This window comes from Janthinobacterium sp. NFX145, assembly GCF_049810325.1.
Classification (GTDB): Bacteria; Pseudomonadota; Gammaproteobacteria; order Burkholderiales; family Burkholderiaceae_D; genus Janthinobacterium; species Janthinobacterium rivuli.
Map to the genome: position 1 here is coordinate 1,912,679 of NZ_CP187360.1, position 19,985 is coordinate 1,932,663.

Genomic DNA, 19,985 nt, shown 5'->3' on the forward strand with positions numbered 1-19,985 from the left:
GATTGTCAGACGGTTAGTCGTCCACGGAAACCCCGGCTCGCATAATACGATTCGGCGCCATTGTGGTAGACGAAGACCTGTTCATAGCGGCGGTCGCAAAACAGGGCGCCGCCCAGCGCGCGGATGCTGTCCGGCGTCGCGATCCAGCTTGACGTTTTCCGGTCGAATGGTTCCAGTTCCTGCAACTGGCGGTACTGCGTTTCCGTCAACAGTGTGACTCCCATCGTTTGCGCCATGGCCATGGCGCTGCCGGCCGGCTTGTTGGCCTTGCGCGCGGCCAGGGCCGCCGCATCGAAACACAGGCTGCGCCGGCCGAGCGGGCTTTCTGCCGAACAATCGCAAAACGTGACGGCGCCCGTGTCGCCGGCGTGCCCGATGACGTCCGGTTCGCCGCCCGTGTCTTCCATTTGCTGCAATACCGCCAGGCTGGCGGGAGCGGCATGCAACCGCGCCAGCACCTTGTCCCACGCCAATCCCGAGTGGCGGTGCATGTGCTGGCTGAAGCGGGTTTGCAAGGTGTGGATCAAGTCATCATGCATGGTGCGCCTCAATGGAAGTTCAATGATATTGCCGATTATAAGACGCGATGTGTGTCGGCGGCGCTCACCCCAGCCTGACCTTTTCCAGCAGATAATCAAGCATCACGCGCACCCTGGCCGGCACTTGCAGGCCCGGTCCCACGAAGACGGCATGCACGAGTTCCCTGTCGCCCGGATTATAATCCTGCAGCACGGGGATCAAATCGCCTCGCTCGATATCGCGCAGCACGTGCTGGCGTGAAAAGCGTCCCAGTCCCATGCCGGCCAGCACCAGCTGGCGCATGCTTTCGCCATCGCTGACACAGGTATTGCCCTGCGGCGCCACCTGCATCGTTCCGCCCGCGCCATCGAGGAAGGGCCAGGTTTCGTTCTGGCAGCGGAAGTTGAAGGCCAGCAGATTGTGCGTGGACAATTCCTGCGGCGTGCGCGGCAGGCCGTGCCGCGCCGCGTAGGCCGGCGAGGCCACGACGACCATCGTGTCTTCGCCCAGTTTGCGCGCCACCAGGTTCGATTCCTTCAGCTTGCCCGTGCGGATGGCGATGTCGGTGCGGTCTTCCAGCAAGTCGACGATGGCGTCGCTGACGACGACGTCGAGCACGATGTCGGGATAGCGCTGCGCGAACTCGGGCAGGATGGGCAGCAGATGGCGCACGCCGAACGGCACGAAACAGTTGATGCGCAAGCGTCCGCGCGGCGCCGCCCCCTGCGATGCTTCGCGCTCGGCGCCATCGATATCGTCGAGGATGCGCTTGCATTGCACGAAGAAAGCGTCGCCCTCGGGCGTCGTGTGCAGCTGGCGCGTGCTGCGCTGGAGCAAGCGGGCGCCGAGCCGCGCTTCCAGGCGGTTGACGAGCTTGCTGACGGCCGATGGCGTCAAGGCCAGGCGGCGCGCGGCGGCGGAAAAGGCGCCCGTTTCCACTACGGCCACAAACACGGCCATCTCGAACGCGCGGTTGATGTCTTGCCTGGCCATTATTGAATCCATTTCACAGGTGTTTCCATTATGAGAGTCTATATCAAAAGCGGAATGCCCGATACACTGGCTGGCTTGAACTCTGCCGGAGAATGTCATGACCACCGCAAGCCCTGTTTCACCTCAAGCCAGCAAGATGCCGCCCGGCGTGCTGGCGCTGGCCGTCGGCGCCTTCGCCATCGGCGTGACCGAATTCATCGTTGTCGGCATCTTGCCCACCATCGCGAAAGATTTGCAGATTTCCATCGAATCGGCCGGCTCGCTGGTCAGCCTGTATGCGCTGGCCTTGGCCATCGGCACGCCGCTGCTGGTGCTGCTGATGTCGCGCCTGCCGCGCAAGGCGGCCTTGCTGGGCCTGATGAGCGTTTTTCTCGCCGGTAACCTGCTGGCCGCCTTTTCGCACACGTTCGAACTGTTGCTGGTGGGGCGAGTCATCACGGCCGTGGCGCACGGCACCTTCTTTGCCATCGGCGCCACCGTGGCGGCCAGCCTGGTCAGCAAGGAACAGGCGGGCAGGGCGATCTCCGTGATGTTTGCCGGCTTGACCCTGGCCATGGTGATCGGCGTGCCGTTCGGCAGTTTTCTGGGCAACCTGATGGGCTGGCGCTTGCCCTTCTTTGCCGTGGTGGTCTTGGCCGCGCTGGGCCTGGGCGCCATGGCGCGCTGGCTGCCGGCCGGTTTGCAGCAGGGCAAGGGCGGCAAGGCCATGACGCAGCTGGCGGCCCTGGGCAGCGGCCCCATTATCACCATGATGGCCGTGACGACGTTTGGCTTTGGCAGCAGCTTTGCCGCCTTCACGTTCATTACGCCCATCCTGACGGATGTGACGGGTTTTTCCGCCACCATGGCCAGCGCCTTGCTGATCGTGTTCGGCATCGCCACCTTTGCCGGCAACATGGCGGGCGGCTACCTGACCAGCCACCTGGGCTGGCAAAAGGCCTTGCGCCTGATGCTGCTGTTGCTGGCCGTCACGCAGGCGGGCGTGGCGCTGAGCATCAGTTCACCCTGGATGATGACGGTGATGCTGTTCGTCTGGGGCGTGTTCGCCTTTGGCCTGTCGCCCGCCCTGCAGGCCGGCATGCTGGCCACGGCCGAGCGCTACACGCCGCAAGCCGTCGATTTCGCCTCTGGCCTGAACATTTCCGCGTTTAACCTGGGCATTTCCTTCGGTTCCATGCTCGGTGCGCTGATGGTGTCGCGCCACATGATGGCGGCGTCACCATGGGCCGGCGTGGCGGCTGCCTTGCTGGCGCTGCTGCCGCTGGCCTGGCTGGCGCGCAAGAATGGCCAGCAGTCAGGCGCGGTAGCGCAGCGCCTCCACGAAGGCTGAAAACGCGGGCGTGGCCTGGCGCCGGTTCGGGTAGTACAGATGGTAGCCCTGGAAGGTGGGGCACCAGTCGGCGAGGATTTCGACCAGGCGGCCATCGGCCAGGTAGGGCGCCAGCAGCGGCTCGGGCACGTAGGCCAGGCCGATGCCGTCGAGCGCCGCATTGAGCACGTGCATGATGCTGTTGAAGACCAGCTGGCCTTCGGCCTTGACGGCAAAGGCTTGCCCATCCTTTTCGAATTCCCACGCGTAGATGGCGCCAGCGGGCCGGTGGCGGATATTCACGCAGGCGAATTCCGTCAGCGCATGCGGCGTCCCGGGCGCTCCATGGCGCGCAAAAAACGCGGGCGAGCCCACCACGGCCAGGCGCCAGTCGGGGCCGATGCGCACGGCGATCATGTCCTTGCTGATGGCTTCGCCCAGGCGGATGCCGGCGTCGAAACGCTGCTCGACAACATTCGTAAAGCCGTAGTCGACCACCAGTTCCAGGGTGATGTCGGGATAGTCGCGCAGGAAGCCTGCCAGCATGGGCCGCAACAGCAATTCGATATGGTCGTCGGTGCAGGTGACGCGGATGGTGCCCCTGGGCTTGTCGCGCAGCGCGCCCAGCGCCTCGACCTCGGCGGCGATCTGCTCGAACAGGGGCGCGATGGCCAGCATGAGCTTTTCACCCGCGTCGGTGGGCGCCACGTTGCGCGTGGTGCGCGCCAGCAGGCGCACGCCCAGCCGTTCTTCCAGGGTGCGGATGGTATGGCTGAGCGCGGACGCGGTGATGCCCAGCCTGGCGGCGGCCCTGGTAAAGCTGCGTTCCCGCGCCACGGCCAGGAAGGCTTGCAGATCGTTGACTTTGTTTTGGCTCATTGCTGAATTTTTCTCATAACTATATCAAGATTGTACCCGCTAATCAAAAGAGCTTGCCTGCGTCAAGATGGTGCCCTGACTTTTAAAGGAGCATGGCATGAAGACAACACGCATGAAAACGACCGCTGGCCGCCGCGAATTCGTCAAGGCCGCCGGCACGGGCATGGCGGCACTGGGCGTCCTGTCCGTCCTGGGCGCACCCATTTTCGCCGTCGCCGCGCCGGCCTTGCCGGCCATGCCCGATGGCGCCGACAATTTCTACCAGAGTAGCAAGGTGACGGTGCAGCCGGTGCGCTTCCGGAACCAGTACCAGATGACGGTTGCCGGCAATCTGTTCCTGCCAGCGCAGCTGGATCGCAGCCATCGGCACGCCGCCATCATCGTTGGCCACCCGATGGGCGCCGTCAAGGAGCAAAGCGCGAACCTGTATGCGACCAAAATGGCCGAGCAGGGCTTCGTCGCCCTGTCGCTGGACCTGTCGTTCTGGGGCGAGAGCGAAGGGCAGCCGCGCAACGCCGTCTCGCCCGACATCTACGCCGAGGATTTCAGCGCGGCCGTCGATTTTCTCGGCGCACAAGCGGTTGTCGACAGCGAACGCATCGCCGCCATCGGCATTTGCGGCAGCGGCAGCTTTGTCATCAGCGCGGCCAAGATCGACCCGCGCATCAAGGCTGTCGCCACGGTGAGCATGTACGACATGGGCAGCGCCAGCCGTCATGGCTTGCGCCGCTCGCAAACGCTGGCGCAGCGCCAGGCGTATATCGCCGCGGCCGCGCGCCAGCGGCAGGTGGAGTTTGCCAGCGGCGCCACCGCGTACACGAGCGGCACCTTGCCCGAGCTGAGCGCCAACCCAAGTGCTATCGAGCGCGAATTCCACGATTTCTACCGCACGCCGCGCGGCGCCTATACCCCGGCCGGCCAGCTGCCCGAGCGCGCCACCCGTCCCACCTTGAGCAGCAACGTGAAATTCATGAATTTCTATCCTTTCATGGATATCGAGACGATCTCGCCCCGTCCGCTGCTGTTCATCACGGGCGACCAGGCGCACTCGAAGGAGTTCAGCGAAGATGCCTACCGGCGCGCCACCGAGCCGAAAGAACTCCATTACGTTGCCGGCGCCGGCCACGTCGACCTGTATGACCGCGTGACCCTGATCCCTTGGGACAAGCTGACGTCGTTCTTCCAGCGCGCCCTGGCGGCATGAGCGCGGTCCGCAGCGAGGCGGCAGAGCCCGCGTTCTGGGGCGGCATCTTTGCCATGACCCTGTGTGTGTTCACCCTGATCGCTTCCGAATTCATGCCCGTCAGCCTGCTCACGCCCATGGCGGCGGATTTGCGCGTCAGCGAAGGCCTGGCCGGCTATGGCATCGCCATCTCGGGCGCTTTCGCCGTGCTGGCCAGCCTGTCCATCGCTACCGTGGCGGCTGCGATGAACCGCAAGACCTTGCTGCTGCTGTTGACGGGCCTGATGTGCGTGTCCGCGCTGGTGGTGGGACTGGCGACGAACTATGCGATGTATATGGCGGGGCGCGCGCTGATCGGCGTGGTGGTGGGCGGCTTCTGGTCGATGTCGGTCGCCGTGGCCATGCGCCTCGTGCCCAGCGATAGCGTGCCCAGGGCGCTGGCCATCTTCAATGGCGGCAATGCGCTGGCGACCGTGGTGGCCGCGCCGCTGGGCAGCTATCTGGGCGCCAGCATCGGCTGGCGCGGCGCCTTCCTGTGCCTGGCGCCGGTGGCGCTGCTGGCGCTGGCCTGGCAGTGGTGCAGCCTGCCATCGATGCCGGCGGCGCCGCGTTCGGCCCGTTCCGGCCAGGTCTTGCGCCTGCTCGAACGCCGCCAGGTCGCCCTGGGCATGCTGGCCGTCGGCGCGTTCTTCATGGGGCAGTTCGTGCTGTTTACCTATGTGCGACCGTTCCTGGAAAACGTCACGCGCGTCGGCGTGCCCACCTTGTCGATGCTGCTGCTGGCGATCGGCGTGGCCGGCTTCATCGGCACGGCGCTGATCGGCGTCGCGCTGCGGCGTGGCCTGTACCGCACGCTGGTCGCCATCCCCTTGCTGATGGCCGCCATCGCGCTGGCCCTGCTGGCGTTCGGCGACGAGCTGGCGCCCGTCTTCGTGCTGCTGGGGCTATGGGGATTGCTGGCGACGGCCGCGCCCACGGGCTGGTGGTCGTGGCTGGCGCAGACCTTGCCTGATGACGCCGAAGCCGGTGGCGGCCTGATGGTGGCCGTCGTCCAGCTGTGCATCGGCTTCGGTTCCACCGTGGGCGGCATCCTGCTCGACGGCTACGGCTTTCGCGCTACCTTCACGGCCAGCGCCGCGCTGCTCGTGCTGGCGGCGCTGCTGGCCTGGCGCACGGCGCGGCTGAGGTGAGCTTATTCCAGCAGCGCGGCAATGGCCAGTGGTGTGGCGCTGGTGAGGACTTGCCCCGCGTCCGGATGCGCGCTGAAACGGTAGGCGAAGACGCGGAAACCGGCCACGGCGTCGCCGGGAAACGCGGGGCCTTCCTGCGCCGCCAGCGGGACCGGCGCGCCATCGCCGCCCTGGTAGCGCACTTGCGCCGCTTCCATCCTCGCATACGAAAACTGCACGCCGGCGCAGCGCTTGCCGTTCGCTCCGCCCGTCGAGCGCAGGTAGGCGAGCAGCTGTTCGCAGGCGGCGCGCAAGTCGGCCGCCGCATACACGCCATCGGGCCGCGTGACGATGGAGACCCAGGCGATTGACGTGATCTGGCCCGGCTTGCGGTTCCAGGCCAGCTCCGCGTTGTCGTCATACGCGGCCCGGGAAAACGGGAAGACGGCCCGGCCCAGCGCATCGAGCGGCAGCGCCAGCTGCGCGCCCTTGCCGTGCAAGGTCAGGCGCAAGCCATCGGTGGACACGCCGGCGTCGCGCGGGCGCAGGCGCAGATGGTTTTGCAGGAATTGCTTGGGCTTGCCGTATTTTTCGAACCAGATCATGTGGCGGTAGGCGTCGCGGTAGGCGATCCAGTCGCCCGCTTCCTGCGCGCAGGCGAACGCGGGCAGCAGTGCCAGGGCGAGAAGCAGGGATCTGAGCATGGAGCTTAAAACCGGTAACCGAGGCCGCTCGACCAGGTGATGACGTTACGGCGTTCGATGAAGGGACTGTGGGCCGGTCCGTTGCCCAGCCGCGTGCCCGTCACGGCGCTGTTGAGCAGCCACTTGCTGCTCAGGGCCCAGTTCCAGTTGACGCCCATGTCGACGGACGCGACACCGCCGGTCGGGCGGTAGTCGCGCGCGCCGCCGGCTGCCGCGCTGACGGCGTACAGCTCGTCCATCACGGCGCCGCTGGCCAGGGACACGCCGGCCGACAAGGTCACAGTGTGATGGGCCGCCAGCGAGGGCAGGGTCTTTTGCAGGCCGAGCTGGCCGCGCCAGCCGTGCGCGCTCGTGTCGTGCATCAGGTTAGCCGTGACGCGCGCCTGGTCGCCCAGGTAATAGCCGTAGAAGCCGCCCACGTCGGGCGAGCCCTTGATCCGCCGCGTGCCGCGCAGGCGCCGGCTGTCTTCCGGAGCGCGCGCATTGCTGGCGGCCAGCAACGGGCCGTATTCCACGCCCGGCGTGGCCGACAGGTGCATGCCCGCCACGCCGCTGGCCGAAACGAACAGGCCGTTGCTCCACTGGACCTGCAGCAGCGGGCGCAGGACGGCGCCGCGCGATGCGCCATCGTCCGCCGCCGAGCTGCCCGTGAGCGCCGCTCCCACGTACATATCCCTGCTCCCATCGGGCATCATCAGCGCGCTGGTGCCGGTGCTCGCTTCCTCGGCCAGCGCCGGGCCGCAGGCGGCCAGCAGCAACAGCAGGGGAGAAAAACAGGGAAAAAAACGGGGAGCGAACTTGTTCATGCCATCCTTTTAAAAGCCGAAGCGCACGCCGAGCGCCAGGCGGTTCATCGTGCTATTGAGTCCTTCGTATCTGACTTTCGGGGCGTGCTCCCATTCGAGCTGCAGCGCCACGTCCTTGCCGATCTGGTAGGCGGCTCCCACGCTCAGGTACAAGCCGGTCTTGCTGGCCGACTCGCCCGGCGGCGCGTTCTTGCCTGCGATGGAGAATTCGGCATGGCTGCGCGCCACGCCAGCCTTGCCGAACAGCGACCAGTCGTCGTTCAGCCGCCACGTGCCGCGCGCCGCCATGTAGGCGGCACTATTGCGTACCTTGAGCTGGTAGCCGGGATCGAGGTCGAAGCTGGTCGCGCCGCCGCTGGCGCGATAGCCGCCTTCCAGCGCCCAGGCCGGCGTCAGTTCGTAGCCGGCAAAGACGCCGAAGGGCACCGCCTTGCTGCTGGGGCCGCGCCGCGCCGTCGCGCCGCCCTCGGCACGCTCGATCTTGCCATCGCTGGAAGGGCTGACGTTGGCGCCCAAGTACAGGCCTTCGGCATGGACCGTCGACGTGGCGGCGATGGCAAACAGGGTGCTGTAGACAATTTTTTTCATGTTCGGATTCCGGTTGAGGTAAGAGCTATCCATGTTAAGCAAACCTCGTGCCGGAATCCGCCCAGGTTTGTCCTTGAATTGTCCTTAATTTGTAGGCCGCATTTGTATAGAAAGTGTACAAATGTGTACCTGATTGTCGAATATGCCACTTGTGCGCCGCGCTCCACTACAATACGCGACAAAATGGCGGCGCGGAGGGGCGATGCAACGTGTAATGCTGGTGGAGGACGATGCGCGGCTTGCCGCGCTGGTCAAGGAATACCTCGATGAATACGACTATGCGGTCGACGTGGTGATGCGCGGCGACCAGGCCGTGGCGCGCTTTCGCGACCTGCAGCCCGACCTGGTCATACTCGACTTGACCTTGCCCGGCGTCGATGGCCTGGTGGTGTGCCGCCAGCTGCGCCAGCTCAGCGCCGTGCCCATCCTGATACTCACCGCGCGCGAAGACACCTTCGACGAAGTATCGGGCCTGGAGCAGGGCGCCGACGACTACGTGAGCAAGCCGGTGCAGCCCCGCGTGCTGCTGGCCCGCCTGCGCGCGCTGCAGCGGCGCGGCAGCGCGGCGGGCGGCAGCGACATCGTCATCGGCCAGTTGCGCGTGTCGCGCGAAAACCGCGCCGTGCACTGGCGCGGGCAGGAAATCGTCATGAACAGCGCTGAATTCAAGTTGTTCGCAATCCTGGCCGACGCCGCTGGCAAGGTCATGTCGCGCAACGAGATCCTCGTGCGCATGCGCGGCATCGAGTTCGATGGCCTCGATCGCAGCATCGACAACTGCATCTCGCGCTTGCGCCGCAAGTTCGATGACGGCGGCGCGGAACGCATCAAGACGGTATGGGGCGAAGGCTATCTGCTCACGCCCTCCGCCTGGGAATGACCCGTCTTTTCTGGCGTTTCGCGCTGCTGGTGGTGCTGGCCATCGCGCTGGCCAGCTGCGTCATTTACTTCACCTTCAGCCGCCTGTTCGGCGATCCGCTCGAACACATCGCGCGCGACCAGGCCGCCGGCCAGATATTCCTGCTGGAGCAGTACATCGACCAGGCGCCCGCCGATGACTGGCTGCCGCGCCTGAACAAGGTGCGCGAAGTATCGGACGTCGCGCTGGAATTGCAGCCCCTGTCCATCGTGCTGCCGGCGCTGCCGACCGAGGCGCGCGCGCAGCTGCTGCGGGGCGCCGTCGTGATGGACGTGGGCGGCAAGGCTTTCTATCGCCGCGTGGACGCCACGGGTGCACGCTATGCCGGCAGCGAGGACGATGTGCTCCACGCGCAAAACCTGCCCATCGACGTTGGCCAGGCGCTGCGCATGGAGGCGATCCGCTTTGCGGTCATCGCGCTGTGCCTGCTGCTGCCGCTGGGCTGGTGGACGCGCGCGCACGGGCGCAGCCTGGCCGCGCTGTCGCGCATGGCCGACGATTTCGGACAGGGCGACCTGGCGGCGCGGGCGCAGGTCAAGCCCGCGTCGAGCATCGCGCCGCTGGCTGGCCGCATCAACGAGATGGCCGAGCGCATCGGCTCGCTGCTGGAAGCGCGCCGGCATTTGCTGCTGTCGGTGTCGCACGAATTGCGCACGCCGATCGCGCGGCTGGAATTCGGCCTGGCGCTGCTGGACGAACGGCATGGGGGACTTGACCCTGCCCTGCGTCGACGCGTCGACGCCATGGGCGCCGATGTCGAGGAATTGAAAACGCTGGTCAACGAATTGCTGGGCCTGATGCAGCTCGATCACGCGCAAGCCTTGCCGCGCCAGCCGTTTGCCGTGGCGCCCTTGCTGCGCGATTGCATGGCGGCCGTCCTGCCGCGGCAAGTGGAAGCGGGCATCGCCGATGACCTGGGCGAATTGCGCGGCGATCCCCGCCTGCTGGCGCGCGCCATCGGCAACCTGCTTGGCAACGCGGCCAAATATGCCACCGCGCGCATCGCGCTGTCGGCCGTGCGCGAAGGCGATGCGCTGCGTATTGTGATCGAGGATGATGGCCCCGGCATTCCCGCCGGCCAGCGCGAACAGGTGTTTGCCCCGTTCTATCGGCTGGCCCGCGAACAGGACCATGCGACCGCCGGCCACGGCCTGGGACTGGCGATTGCCGCCAGGGCCGTCGCGCTGCACGGCGGCGCCATCGCCATCGACGACTCACCGCTGGGCGGCGCCCGCTTCACGATTTATATTCGGGTCTGAGCACCGGCGCAGCGCGTCTCTGGCGCTGCGCCATGTACGAACTGCCCATCGACGCGGCCATGATCATGGCAATCGCCAGCCATTGCCCGGCACCGAGGCGCTCGTCGAGCAGGATGTACGCCAACATGGCGGCCACGGCCGGTTCCATGCTGCTCATGATGCCGAACGCCTGCGGCGTCAGCCGCTTCAGGGCCACCATTTCCAGCGAGATCGGGATGGCGCTGGAAATGAGGGCCACGCCCAGGCCCACGCCCAGCACGACGGGCGAGAGCAGGGCGGCTCCGCTGTGCATCACGCCCACGGGCACGACCACCAGCGCGGCCATGGTCAGGCCCAGCGACACGGAGTGACCCGCATGCAAATGGCTGGCGCGCTTGCCGAAGACGATGTACGAGGCCCAGCAGACGGCCGCGCCCAGGGCGAACAGCACGCCCGTGGGATCGAGGTTGCTGACGTCGTGGCCGAGCGGCAGCAGCAGCGCCAGTCCCGCCACGGCCAGGGCCACCCAGACGAAGTCGAGCGGGCGGCGCGAGGCCAGCAGGGCCACGGCCAGCGGGCCGGAAAATTCGATCGCCACGGCGATGCCGAACGGGATCGTGCGCAAGGCCATGTAGAAGCACAGGTTGGTCAAGCCCAGCGCGGCGCCGTACAGGGCCACCGTGCGCAGGTCGGCGCGGTTCAGCTGCCAGCGCCACGGGCGCCAGAACAGCAACAGCAGCAGGGCGGAAAAGCCCACGCGCACGGCCGTCGTGCCTTGGGCGCCGACCAGCGGAAACAGGCTGTGCTTGGCCCATGAGGTGCCCAGTCCCAGGCAGGTGACGGAGCCGAGGATGGCCAGCAAGGGAATCAGCGAGGAATAGCGGCGTAATGGCATGGTGATAAAAGGCTTGATATCGGAATAGTGAAAGTTTATTGTGTCTGCTCCGAGTTTTGTACTGCAATTTGACCTTCATGACGCAACTTTCGCTCACGCCCTCCATTGCCCTCGACGCCTTCGACCTGGCGATCCTCGACATCCTGCAGCGCGATAACACAACTTCGCAGCGCGAAATCGCCCAGGCCGTGCACTTGTCTGCACCGGCCGTGCAGCGGCGCATCCGCCGCCTGCGCGAGAGCGGCGTGATCCGCAATGAAGTGGCCGTGCTCGACGCGAGCCGCGTGGGCCGCCCACTGATCCTGACGGTGGAAGTGCATTTGCACGACGAGCATCCGCAACGCACGGCCGCCATGCGCGCGCGCATCATGGCCGAGCCTGCCATACAGCAGTGCTACGGCATTACCGGAGAGGCTGATTATTTGTTGATCATTACCGCCAGCAGCATGGCCGAATACGAGGCGCTGACGGAACGCCTGTTCGGCGGCGACGACAATATCCGGCGCTACCGCACGTCGGTGGCCTTGACTTGCCTCAAAATGGGCTTGCACGTGCCGCTGGGCTAGGGGAAGATTTTGCCCAGGCATAAGCGGGACAGGGACGAATGTGGGAGCATGAAAATTGGAAGAACAAGGAATGTCGAATCTGGCCGATCCCGGCCTGCTTGCCGCCTGGCTGGCGGCACGTTCGATAGCGCGCGGCCTGACGCTGCCCGTGCCCGATCACGGCGGATGGCGCGTCGATACGGGCTTGCCGGGCGAAATCCGGCGCCACGTTTTTGCGGGACCTGTTCCAGGCATCAGCGCGCTGGCAGCCGCTATCCACGGTCCGCATATCTTCATCAAGATGTGTGGCGACGGGGAGCAATTGCTGGGGTTGTTACCGCCGCAGTGGCAACTTTGCCCCGGCGGCTATTTCATGACCCATGAAGGCACTCTGCAGGCGCCGGATCTGCCTGCCGGCTACCGCCTGGACGTGGCAACATCACAGGAAATCACGACGGCGCATATTCTGGCCGAAGATGGCGGTATTGCCGCCAGCGGCCATGCCGTCGAATATGCCGGTGTCTTTGTCTTTGACCGCATCGTCACCGAGGCCGGCCACCGGCGCCGGGGTCTGGGGCGGGCGCTGATGGCCGCGCTGGCGGCCAGGCAACGATCGGGCAGCGCGCGCCGGGTGCTGGTGGCAACGGACGATGGGGCGAAATTGTATGCGAGCCTGGGCTGGCATATCGCATCCCCGTATTCGACGGCAACGATCGTTCAGGACGGCATACGGCATCCGCCATCGAGCCGCTAGGGCTGCGCGTCGCGTTCGCGGCAGCTCAATGAGGCGTAATGGCCTTGCGGCAGCCTGGCCTTGATGGCTGCCTCGCTCAATGCATGTTGCATATCGACTGGGTCGGTCAGGGTGCATCGCTGGGCGCTGGCGAACGCTTGCAGCTTCTGCGTGTTGCCGCGCACCTTCACCGTCACGCCGGCGCCGGGGCTGACGCAGCAGCCTATGTATTGCGTGATGTATTCCTCTTCGATGAGCACCAGTTCATGTCCCATGAAGCTGGCCGGCTTCTTCAGCAGGTAGTAATCGGTGTAGTCGAAGCGCTGGTCGGGGCGCTTGCCGATGTAGCCTTCGCGTACGTAAGCCTGGATCGCCTTGCCGGAAGTGCCGGCTCGTTCCGTCGTGCCTTTTTTCAGGTACAGCGCATGCGCCAATTCCGTTTCAAGCGCGGGATCGGCAGCGGCGCTGGCACAGCAGGTCGCCAGCAGAAGAGTGCCCAGCAGGCGGCGGGTGCGGCATTCAGGCATGGGGTGGATTGCTTGCATATATTTGATGCGAATTTGAGGAGAAGGGGAGATGGGGCGCAGTGTAGCCCACGCCGGCCCGTGTGCGTGGCACAATGCGTGATCGGCACGCCACGTGCCACTTATCCCAGGACTTTCATGACCCGCGCCATCCTTGACCAAGCCCAGATTCATTCCGCCGCCCGCCCCTTGATCGGCAGCAAGCACAAGGACATCGTGCGCGAGGTGCAGGCGGCCATCGCCGCGCACCAGGTGGTGGTCGTCGGCATGGCGCTCAATCCGTTTCCCCGCAAGGCGCGCAAGATCCTCGACGTGCTGGGCACGCCCTACCAGTACCTGCAATACGGCAGCTATCTGAACCAGTGGCACCGCCGCAATGCCCTGAAAATGTGGACGGGCTGGCCGACGTTTCCCATGGTCTTTGTCAACGGTGTGCTGATCGGTGGCGCCAGCGAGCTGCACAAGCTCGTGGAAAATGGCGAGTTCAGCGCCATGCTGGCCAAGAAGGTGCGCGAGTTTTAAGACCCGCCTTCTATTCTCCTTACTCGCCCGGCCGCCACGGTGACTTGCGCGTGCGCAGCGGGTCGAGCAAGCTGCGCAAGTCGTTGTGATCGAGTTCGTACATCAGCGCGATTAAACTGCCCAGTTCGCCCGAGGGAAAGCCCTCGCGCGCGAACCAGCCCAGGTAGTGGCCTGGCAAGTCCGCCAGCAAGCGTCCCTGATATTTCCCATATGGCATTTCGCGCGTGACCAGCAGCGCCAGTTTTTCTGAATTCATGGTGGAGACCCCGTGTTGATGCGGCCAGTGTAGCAGAGCATCGCATTGTTGAGTTGTGCGCAATTATATTCTGCCTTGCGAGGTATTTTTCGAAACAAAGAAAACCCCGATACTGGATGCCAACATCTTTTATCGGAGTCTTTCATGCCCATTGCCTTGCTCGCGCTGACCCTCAGCGCATTTGCCATCGGAACCACCGAGTTTGTCATCGTCGGGCTGTTGCCTACCATCGCCGCCGACCTGGGCGTCAACCTGCCGTCGGCAGGCTTGCTGGTCAGCCTGTATGCGCTGGGTGTCGCCGTCGGCGCGCCCGTGCTGACGGCCTTGACGGGCAAGTTTCCCCGCAAGACCTTGCTGCTGTCCCTGATGGTCCTGTTCACCCTGGGTAACTTGCTGGCGTGGAAGTCGCCGGGTTATGAAACCCTCGTCGTTGCCCGCATCCTGACGGGGCTGGCGCATGGCGTATTCTTTTCCATCGGCTCGACCATCGCCACCTCGCTGGTGCCGAAGGACAAGGCTGCCAGCGCGATTGCCATCATGTTTACGGGCTTGACCGTGGCCCTGGTGACGGGCGTGCCGCTGGGTACCTTCATCGGCCAGCATTTCGGCTGGCGCGAAACCTTCCTCGCCGTCTCGGCCCTGGGCCTGGTCGCCTTCATCGGCAGCCTGCTGTACGTGCCGTCGACCATCAAGCACAGCAAGCCTGCATCGTTGCTGCAGCAAGTGCAGGTGCTGGGCCAGCCGCGCCTGTTGCTGGTGTACGCCATGACGGCCGTCGGCTATGGCGGCTCTTTCATCGCCTTTACCTATCTGGCACCTATCCTGCAAGACGTGTCGGGTTTCAGCGCCGGCGCCGTGGGCGTGGTGATGCTGGTGTATGGCGTCTCCGTGGCGTTTGGCAATATCTGGGGCGGCAAGCTGGCCGACAAGAAAGGTCCTGTCAGCGCCCTGAAACTGATCTTCCTGCTGCTGGCGTTGGTTTTGCTGCTGCTGACCTTCACGGCGCCGCATCCCGTGCTCGTCGTCATCACCGTGCTGCTGTGGGGCGCCGTGGCCTTCGGTAACGTGGCTGGCTTGCAAGTGTATGTGGTGCAGCAAGCGGAACACTTCACGCCCCGCGCCGTCGATGTGGCTTCGGGTCTGAACATCGCCGCGTTTAATCTGGGCATCGCCGGCGGCGCCTGGGGCGGCGGCCTGATCGTCGAACACCTGGGCCTCGTGCATACGGGCTGGATCGGCGCGCTCGTCGTGCTCGGTGCGTTCGGCTTGACGGCCTTGAGCGGCCGGCTGGACCGCTTGAATCCCATCCCCGTGCGCACTGGCGGCGAAAAGTCGATCCATGCGGTGGGGCACTAAGCCAGCTTGATCTGCCAGTAAGTTTCTGGCAGAAAACATCAAAACGGGCGAGAATGGCGTTTACTTTCTTCTTGCCCATACTCCCCATGTCCGATACAGCAACGTCACCGCTGCGCCTGCGCGCCGCCATCAATCCGAAACCGCTGGGCGTCGCCCTGTTGCTCATCGTGCTGGGCGCCTGGTATTTGGCGCAAACCGTCGGCGCCACGCTGTCCGCGCTGTATGTGGTGGGCGCCTTGCTCGGCATCACCCTGTATCACGCGGCCTTCGGTTTTACGTCCGCCTGGCGCGTCTTCATCGCCGATGGCCGCGGCGACGGCTTGCGCGCGCAAATGCTGATGCTGGCCGTCGGCGTGGCGCTGTTCTTCCCCGCGCTGTCGGCCGGCACGCTGTTCGGCACGCCCGTCGCGGGCCTGGTCTCTCCCGCCGGCACCTCCGTCATCTTTGGCGCCTTCATCTTCGGCATCGGCATGCAGCTGGGCGGCGGCTGCGCCTCCGGCACCCTGTACACGGTGGGCGGGGGCAGCACGCGCATGCTCATCACCCTGGCCGCCTTCATCGTCGGCTCCGTGATCGGCACGGCGCACATGCCGTTCTGGACGGCGCTGCCGCAGCTCCAGCCCATTTCCCTCGTCACGACCCTGGGCCTGGTGCCCGCGCTGGCGCTGAACTGGATCGTCTTCGCACTGATCGCCGGCATCACGGTCTTGGTTGAAAAGCGCCGCCATGGCAAGCTCGTCGCCACGCCGCTGCGGCCCGCGCAAGCGTCGCCCTGGCTGCATGGCCCGTGGCCGCTGGTGGCGGGCGCCGTTGCTCTCGTCGTGCTGAACTTCGCCACCCTGGCGCTGTCGGGCAAGCCATGGGGCGTGACGTCCGCGTTCGCCCTGTGGGGCGCCAAGGCCGCGTCCGTGGTCGGCATCGACACGGCCAGCTGGGCTTACTGGTCGACCAAGGCCAACGCGGCCGCGCTGGCCGCGCCGTTGACGCAAGACAAGACGTCCGTGATGGACATCGGCATCGTGCTGGGCGCCATGCTGGCGGCGGCGCTGGCCGGCCGCTATGCGCCCGTGTGGCGCATCCCGCGCCGTTCGGTGATCGCCGCCATCGTCGGTGGCTTGCTGCTCGGCTATGGCGCGCGCCTGGCCTACGGCTGCAACATCGGCGCTTATTTCAGCGGCATCGTCTCGGGCAGCTTGCACGGCTGGCTGTGGCTGGTGTGCGCTTTCCTGGGCAACGTCGTCGGCACGCGTTTGCGTCCGTGGTTCGGCCTGGAAGTGGAGCGCGTGAAACGCAGCGGCTGCTGATGCCTGATTGACCGGGGGCATTGCTGTACGCTTTGTTGTATATTGCTGCCCCTGTTCCCCTTTGCCGCCAGCGCAACGCCCATGTCCCCCCTCATCCTGTTTGCCGTCGTCCTCGCGTATTTCCTGATCCTGCTGGGCGTGGCATGGCGCACCTCGCGCCATGCTACCAACGACAGTTTTTTCATCGGCAACAAGGACAGCAACTGGATGCTGGTGGCGTTCGGCATGGTGGGCACGACGCTTACGGGCGTGACTTTCATCAGCGTGCCCGGCGCCGTGGGGAATAACGGTTTCGGCTACATCCAGCTGATGATCGGCTATGTACTCGGTTACCTGGCCATCACCTTCATCTTGCTGCCGCTGTACTACCGGCTGCAGCTGACCTCCATCTACCGCTACCTGGAACTGCGCCTGGGACGGCGTTCCTACCAGAGCGGGGCGGCGTTTTTCATCGTGTCGCGGCTGTTGGGCGCTACGGCGCGGCTGTATCTGGTGGTCAATATCCTGCAGGCGACCATACTCGATAGCCTGGGCGTGCCATTCTGGCTGACGGCCTGCGTCGTGCTGCTGCTGATCCTGCTGTACACGTATGAAGGCGGCGTCAAAACCATCGTCTGGACCGATACCCTGCAGACGGCGTGCATGCTGGCCGGTCTCGTCATTTGCAGCGTGTTTTTGCTGCGCGCCATGGATCTGTCCCTCGTCGACAGCCTCGAACGCATGCGCGCGCAGGGCCTCACGCGCATTTTCACCGTCGACCCGGACAGCCCAGCTTATGTGTGGAAGCACATTCTTGCCGGCATGTTCATCACGATCGCCATGACGGGCATGGACCAGGAAATGATGCAAAAGAATATCTCCGTGCGGACCTTGCGCGACTCGCAAAAGAATATGCTCAGCCTGACCGTGGTGCTGACCGGCGTGCTGCTGCTGTTCCTCTTCCTCGGCGGCTTGCTGCACCTGTATGCGCCGCTGGCCGGCGTGACGGCCACGGGCGATAAATTGTTCCCGGCCGTGGTGCTCGGGCATTTCCCGGCCGTGGTGCAGCTGATTTTCTTCATTGCCCTCATTTCCGCCCTGTTCCCCAGCGTGGATGGGGCGCTCACGGCCTTGACGTCCACCTTCTGCATCGACATCCTCGGCGTGCAGCGCAGGCAGGATTTGACTGCGGCGCAGCAGATGCGCTGGCGCCGCCGCGTGCATCTGGGGTTTGCCGCGCTGTTCCTGATCCTGATCATGGCCTTCAAATGGCTGGACGACCCCAGCATGATCGGCGTGATCCTCAAGCTGGCCAGCTATACCTATGGTCCGCTGCTGGGCTTGTTTGCCTTCGGCTTGCTGAGCCAGCGCGGCGTGCGCGACCGCTGGGTGCCGCTGGTGGCCGTGGCCGGGCCGCTGCTGTGCGCGCTGATCGAGCAGGAGCAGATGCGGCTGTTCGAGCATTACCGCATCGGCCTGGAATTGCTGATCCTGAATGGCGCCCTGGTGCTGGGCGGCCTGTTCCTCATTTCCACGCCGCCAGGGCAGGGCGGCCAAGGCGTGGAATACTTGTCAAAATAAGACGAATCCGAAGACGATCGCGGCCATTTTCAGCTATATTGATTTCCTTTAGGTATATAACCTCACGGAGCATCAATGTCACTCAACCCCTTCCCGCCGCTGCGCCGCGGTTTTGGCGCATTCTGGCGCGCGCTGGACGCCACCCGCCGCGCGGTCATCAATCTGATTTTCCTGCTGATCGTCATCGCCATCCTGATCGCCATTTTCGGCGGCGGCGCCAAGCCCCTGGCGGAAAAGACCACCCTGGTGCTGGACTTGCAAGGCCCGCTGGTCGAGGAAACCCCGGGCGGCGTGCGCGAGGCCGTGCTGGCCAATGTCAGCGGCGAAGTCAAGAAAAACGTGCAGCTGCGCGATGTGCTGGCGGTGCTCGACACGGCGGCCAAGGATAAGAACATCGGCTCCATGGTGATCCTGCTCGACGAATTGCAGGGCGGCGGCCTCGCTTCGCTGCGCGAAGTGGCGGCCGGCGTGGAACGCTTCCGCGCCACGGGCAAGAAAGTCACGGCCTGGGGTTCGAGCTATAACCAGCGCCAGTACCTGGTGGCGGCCAAGGCCGACGAGGTATTCCTGCACCCGATGGGCGGCGTCATGCTGGAAGGCTTTGGCCGCTACCGCAATTACTACCGCGACGCGCTCGATAAAGTGGGCGTGACGGTCAACCTGCTGAAAGTGGGCACGTATAAAAGCGCGGCCGAGCCTTTCATCGCCAACGGCCCGTCCGAAGCGGCGGCCGAAGCGGACCGCTACCTGAACAACGGCCTGTGGACCACCTACACGACCGACGTGGAAAAGGCACGCAAGCTGCCGGCCGGCGCCATCATGCAATCGATCGATGCGCTGCCCGCGCTGCTGACGGCCGCCGGCGGCGACCTGGGCAAGCTGTCGCTGGACGCCAAGCTGGTCGACGGCCTGAAAACGCGTGATGAACTGCGCCAGTTCATGATGGCGCGCGGCGCGAAGAACACGGAAGGCACGAATTTCCGCCAGGTGAACTACACCGATTACCTGGCGCGCTTGCGCCCCGTGCACATCGGCGACGCCGTCGGCGTGGTCATCGCCTCCGGTGAAATCGGCGATGGCATCGCGGCACCGGGCGCCATCGGCGGCCTGTCCACCTCGCGCCTGATCCGCCAGGCACGCGAAGACAAATCGATCAAGGCCATCGTGCTGCGCGTCGATTCGCCGGGCGGCAGCGCCTTCGGCTCGGAACTGATCCGCCGCGAACTGGAACTGACGCGCGCCGCCGGCAAGCCGGTGGTCGTCTCGATGGGTAACGTGGCCGCTTCGGGCGGCTACTGGATCAGCACCTCGTCCGATGAAGTCATCGCCGACGCGGCCACCATCACCGGATCCATCGGCGTGTTCGCGATTCTGCCGACGGCCGACAAGGTGGTGGAAAAGCTGGGCATCCACACGGCCGGCTCGCCGACCACCTGGCTGGCCGACGCGGGCAACCCATTGCGTCCGCTCGACCCGCGCTTTGCGCAAGTGATCCAGGGTTCGATCAACCACGTGTATGGCGACTTCCTGAATCTGGCCGCCAAGGCGCGCAAGACGACGCCGGAAAAGATCAATGAAGTGGCGCAGGGCCGCGTCTGGACGGGCTTGCAGGCGAAAGAGCGCAACCTGGTCGACCGCATCGGCAGCTATGGCGATGCGCTGGCCTCGGCCGCCAAGCGCGCCAATCTGGGCGCCGACTACCGCGTGACGTACCTGGAGCAGGAAACGTCGAACGTGGACCGCCTGATCGGCATGTTCGGCGCCAAGGCCATGGCCTCGCTGGGCCTGGGCGAACACGTGAAGCTGGGCCTGGCCACGACCGGCTTGCCGGCCGACGCGGCGCTGGGCATGGCGCAGGACCTCTCCTGGCTGTCGGGCATCACGCGTGAACATAAACCGTTCATGGCCCTCACGCACTGCCTGTGCGAGGTGCCGTTAGGCGGCAAGTAATCGCAGTAGTGATATGACCTCAAGCCGGCTTCG

General features: G+C 65.2%; 21 protein-coding genes. 12 read left to right on the plus strand and 9 right to left on the minus strand.

Features of this window, described 5'->3' with window-relative positions; translation table 11 throughout:
* Positions 1–5: 5 nt before the first annotated feature.
* Positions 6–539 (minus strand): DUF4256 domain-containing protein, encoded by a 534-nt coding sequence (locus ACPJXG_RS08585; protein WP_425253950.1) that lies wholly within the window; start codon positions 537–539, stop codon positions 6–8.
* 64 nt (positions 540–603) lie between these two features.
* Complete coding sequence (locus ACPJXG_RS08590) at positions 604–1,524, minus strand: LysR family transcriptional regulator (RefSeq protein WP_425253951.1); 921 nt, start codon at positions 1,522–1,524, stop codon at positions 604–606.
* A gap of 85 nt (positions 1,525–1,609) precedes the next feature.
* On the opposite strand from ACPJXG_RS08590, the gene ACPJXG_RS08595 reads away from it, so the two are divergent.
* Complete coding sequence (locus ACPJXG_RS08595; RefSeq protein ID WP_425253952.1) at positions 1,610–2,842, plus strand: MFS transporter; 1,233 nt, start codon at positions 1,610–1,612, stop codon at positions 2,840–2,842.
* Here the strand turns inward: ACPJXG_RS08595 and ACPJXG_RS08600 are convergent.
* Complete coding sequence (locus tag ACPJXG_RS08600) at positions 2,807–3,700, minus strand: LysR family transcriptional regulator (protein WP_425253953.1); 894 nt, start codon at positions 3,698–3,700, stop codon at positions 2,807–2,809. The two genes, ACPJXG_RS08595 and ACPJXG_RS08600, sit on opposite strands and share 36 nt — an antisense overlap.
* Positions 3,701–3,797: 97 nt before the next feature.
* Here ACPJXG_RS08600 and ACPJXG_RS08605 point away from each other — a divergent pair, with 97 nt between their 5' ends.
* Complete coding sequence (locus ACPJXG_RS08605; RefSeq protein WP_425253954.1) at positions 3,798–4,904, plus strand: alpha/beta hydrolase; 1,107 nt, start codon at positions 3,798–3,800, stop codon at positions 4,902–4,904.
* Positions 4,901–6,073 carry an MFS transporter gene (locus tag ACPJXG_RS08610; RefSeq protein WP_425253955.1) on the plus strand — a complete coding sequence of 391 codons (1,173 nt, stop codon included), beginning with the start codon at positions 4,901–4,903 and terminating at the stop codon, positions 6,071–6,073. The genes ACPJXG_RS08605 and ACPJXG_RS08610 overlap by 4 nt, the downstream gene beginning before the upstream one ends.
* Before the next feature lie 2 nt (positions 6,074–6,075).
* Here ACPJXG_RS08610 and ACPJXG_RS08615 read toward each other — a convergent pair whose 3' ends face one another.
* Genes ACPJXG_RS08615 through ACPJXG_RS08625 form a run of 3 tightly spaced genes read right to left on the minus strand, consistent with a single transcriptional unit; the run spans position 6,076 to position 8,150 of the window.
* Entirely contained in the window at positions 6,076–6,756 is a 681-nt protein-coding gene (locus ACPJXG_RS08615) for a hypothetical protein (RefSeq protein WP_035820463.1), read from the minus strand.
* A gap of 5 nt (positions 6,757–6,761) precedes the next feature.
* Entirely contained in the window at positions 6,762–7,562 is an 801-nt protein-coding gene (locus tag ACPJXG_RS08620; protein ID WP_099400394.1) for a MipA/OmpV family protein, read from the minus strand.
* Positions 7,563–7,571: 9 nt separating this feature from the next.
* Positions 7,572–8,150, minus strand: a complete 579-nt coding sequence (locus tag ACPJXG_RS08625; RefSeq protein WP_035820461.1) for a porin family protein — start codon at positions 8,148–8,150, stop codon at positions 7,572–7,574.
* 202 nt (positions 8,151–8,352) lie between these two features.
* On the opposite strand from ACPJXG_RS08625, the gene ACPJXG_RS08630 reads away from it, so the two are divergent.
* Both ACPJXG_RS08630 and ACPJXG_RS08635 read left to right on the plus strand, forming a co-directional pair.
* Positions 8,353–9,030 carry a response regulator gene (locus ACPJXG_RS08630; RefSeq protein WP_425253956.1) on the plus strand — a complete coding sequence of 226 codons (678 nt, stop codon included), beginning with the start codon at positions 8,353–8,355 and terminating at the stop codon, positions 9,028–9,030.
* Positions 9,027–10,328, plus strand: coding sequence for an ATP-binding protein (locus ACPJXG_RS08635; protein ID WP_035820457.1), 1,302 nt, complete (start codon positions 9,027–9,029; stop codon positions 10,326–10,328). Before ACPJXG_RS08630 ends, ACPJXG_RS08635 begins: the two co-directional genes overlap by 4 nt.
* Here ACPJXG_RS08635 and ACPJXG_RS08640 read toward each other — a convergent pair.
* Entirely contained in the window at positions 10,306–11,202 is an 897-nt protein-coding gene (locus ACPJXG_RS08640; protein ID WP_099400395.1) for an EamA family transporter, read from the minus strand. The genes ACPJXG_RS08635 and ACPJXG_RS08640 overlap by 23 nt on opposite strands.
* A 77-nt stretch (positions 11,203–11,279) precedes the next feature.
* Between ACPJXG_RS08640 and ACPJXG_RS08645 the strand changes: the two genes are divergently transcribed.
* Both ACPJXG_RS08645 and ACPJXG_RS08650 read left to right on the plus strand, forming a co-directional pair.
* On the plus strand, positions 11,280–11,768 hold the full coding sequence (locus ACPJXG_RS08645; protein ID WP_425253957.1) for an Lrp/AsnC family transcriptional regulator: 489 nt from the start codon (positions 11,280–11,282) through the stop codon (positions 11,766–11,768).
* 55 nt (positions 11,769–11,823) lie between these two features.
* Entirely contained in the window at positions 11,824–12,501 is a 678-nt protein-coding gene (locus tag ACPJXG_RS08650; protein ID WP_425253958.1) for a GNAT family N-acetyltransferase, read from the plus strand.
* On the opposite strand, the gene ACPJXG_RS08655 is transcribed toward ACPJXG_RS08650, so the two are convergent.
* On the minus strand, positions 12,498–13,007 hold the full coding sequence (locus ACPJXG_RS08655; protein WP_425253959.1) for a hypothetical protein: 510 nt from the start codon (positions 13,005–13,007) through the stop codon (positions 12,498–12,500). The two genes, ACPJXG_RS08650 and ACPJXG_RS08655, sit on opposite strands and share 4 nt — an antisense overlap.
* A gap of 135 nt (positions 13,008–13,142) precedes the next feature.
* On the opposite strand from ACPJXG_RS08655, the gene ACPJXG_RS08660 reads away from it, so the two are divergent.
* Entirely contained in the window at positions 13,143–13,526 is a 384-nt protein-coding gene (locus tag ACPJXG_RS08660) for a glutaredoxin (protein ID WP_305062399.1), read from the plus strand.
* Positions 13,527–13,545: 19 nt separating this feature from the next.
* Here ACPJXG_RS08660 and ACPJXG_RS08665 read toward each other — a convergent pair whose 3' ends face one another.
* On the minus strand, positions 13,546–13,782 hold the full coding sequence (locus ACPJXG_RS08665; RefSeq protein ID WP_034749909.1) for a DUF3820 family protein: 237 nt from the start codon (positions 13,780–13,782) through the stop codon (positions 13,546–13,548).
* Between the two features lie 144 nt (positions 13,783–13,926).
* On the opposite strand from ACPJXG_RS08665, the gene ACPJXG_RS08670 reads away from it, so the two are divergent.
* The 4 genes from ACPJXG_RS08670 (at position 13,927) to sppA (ending at position 19,952) form a co-directional block, all read left to right on the plus strand.
* Positions 13,927–15,138, plus strand: a complete 1,212-nt coding sequence (locus ACPJXG_RS08670; RefSeq protein ID WP_425253960.1) for an MFS transporter — start codon at positions 13,927–13,929, stop codon at positions 15,136–15,138.
* 86 nt (positions 15,139–15,224) lie between these two features.
* Positions 15,225–16,442 carry a YeeE/YedE family protein gene (locus ACPJXG_RS08675; RefSeq protein WP_278316526.1) on the plus strand — a complete coding sequence of 406 codons (1,218 nt, stop codon included), beginning with the start codon at positions 15,225–15,227 and terminating at the stop codon, positions 16,440–16,442.
* Positions 16,443–16,523: 81 nt separating this feature from the next.
* Positions 16,524–18,002, plus strand: a complete 1,479-nt coding sequence (locus ACPJXG_RS08680) for a sodium:solute symporter (protein WP_425253961.1) — start codon at positions 16,524–16,526, stop codon at positions 18,000–18,002.
* Between the two features lie 75 nt (positions 18,003–18,077).
* On the plus strand, positions 18,078–19,952 hold the full coding sequence (sppA, locus tag ACPJXG_RS08685) for a signal peptide peptidase SppA (protein ID WP_425253962.1): 1,875 nt from the start codon (positions 18,078–18,080) through the stop codon (positions 19,950–19,952).
* Positions 19,953–19,985 lie beyond the last annotated feature (33 nt).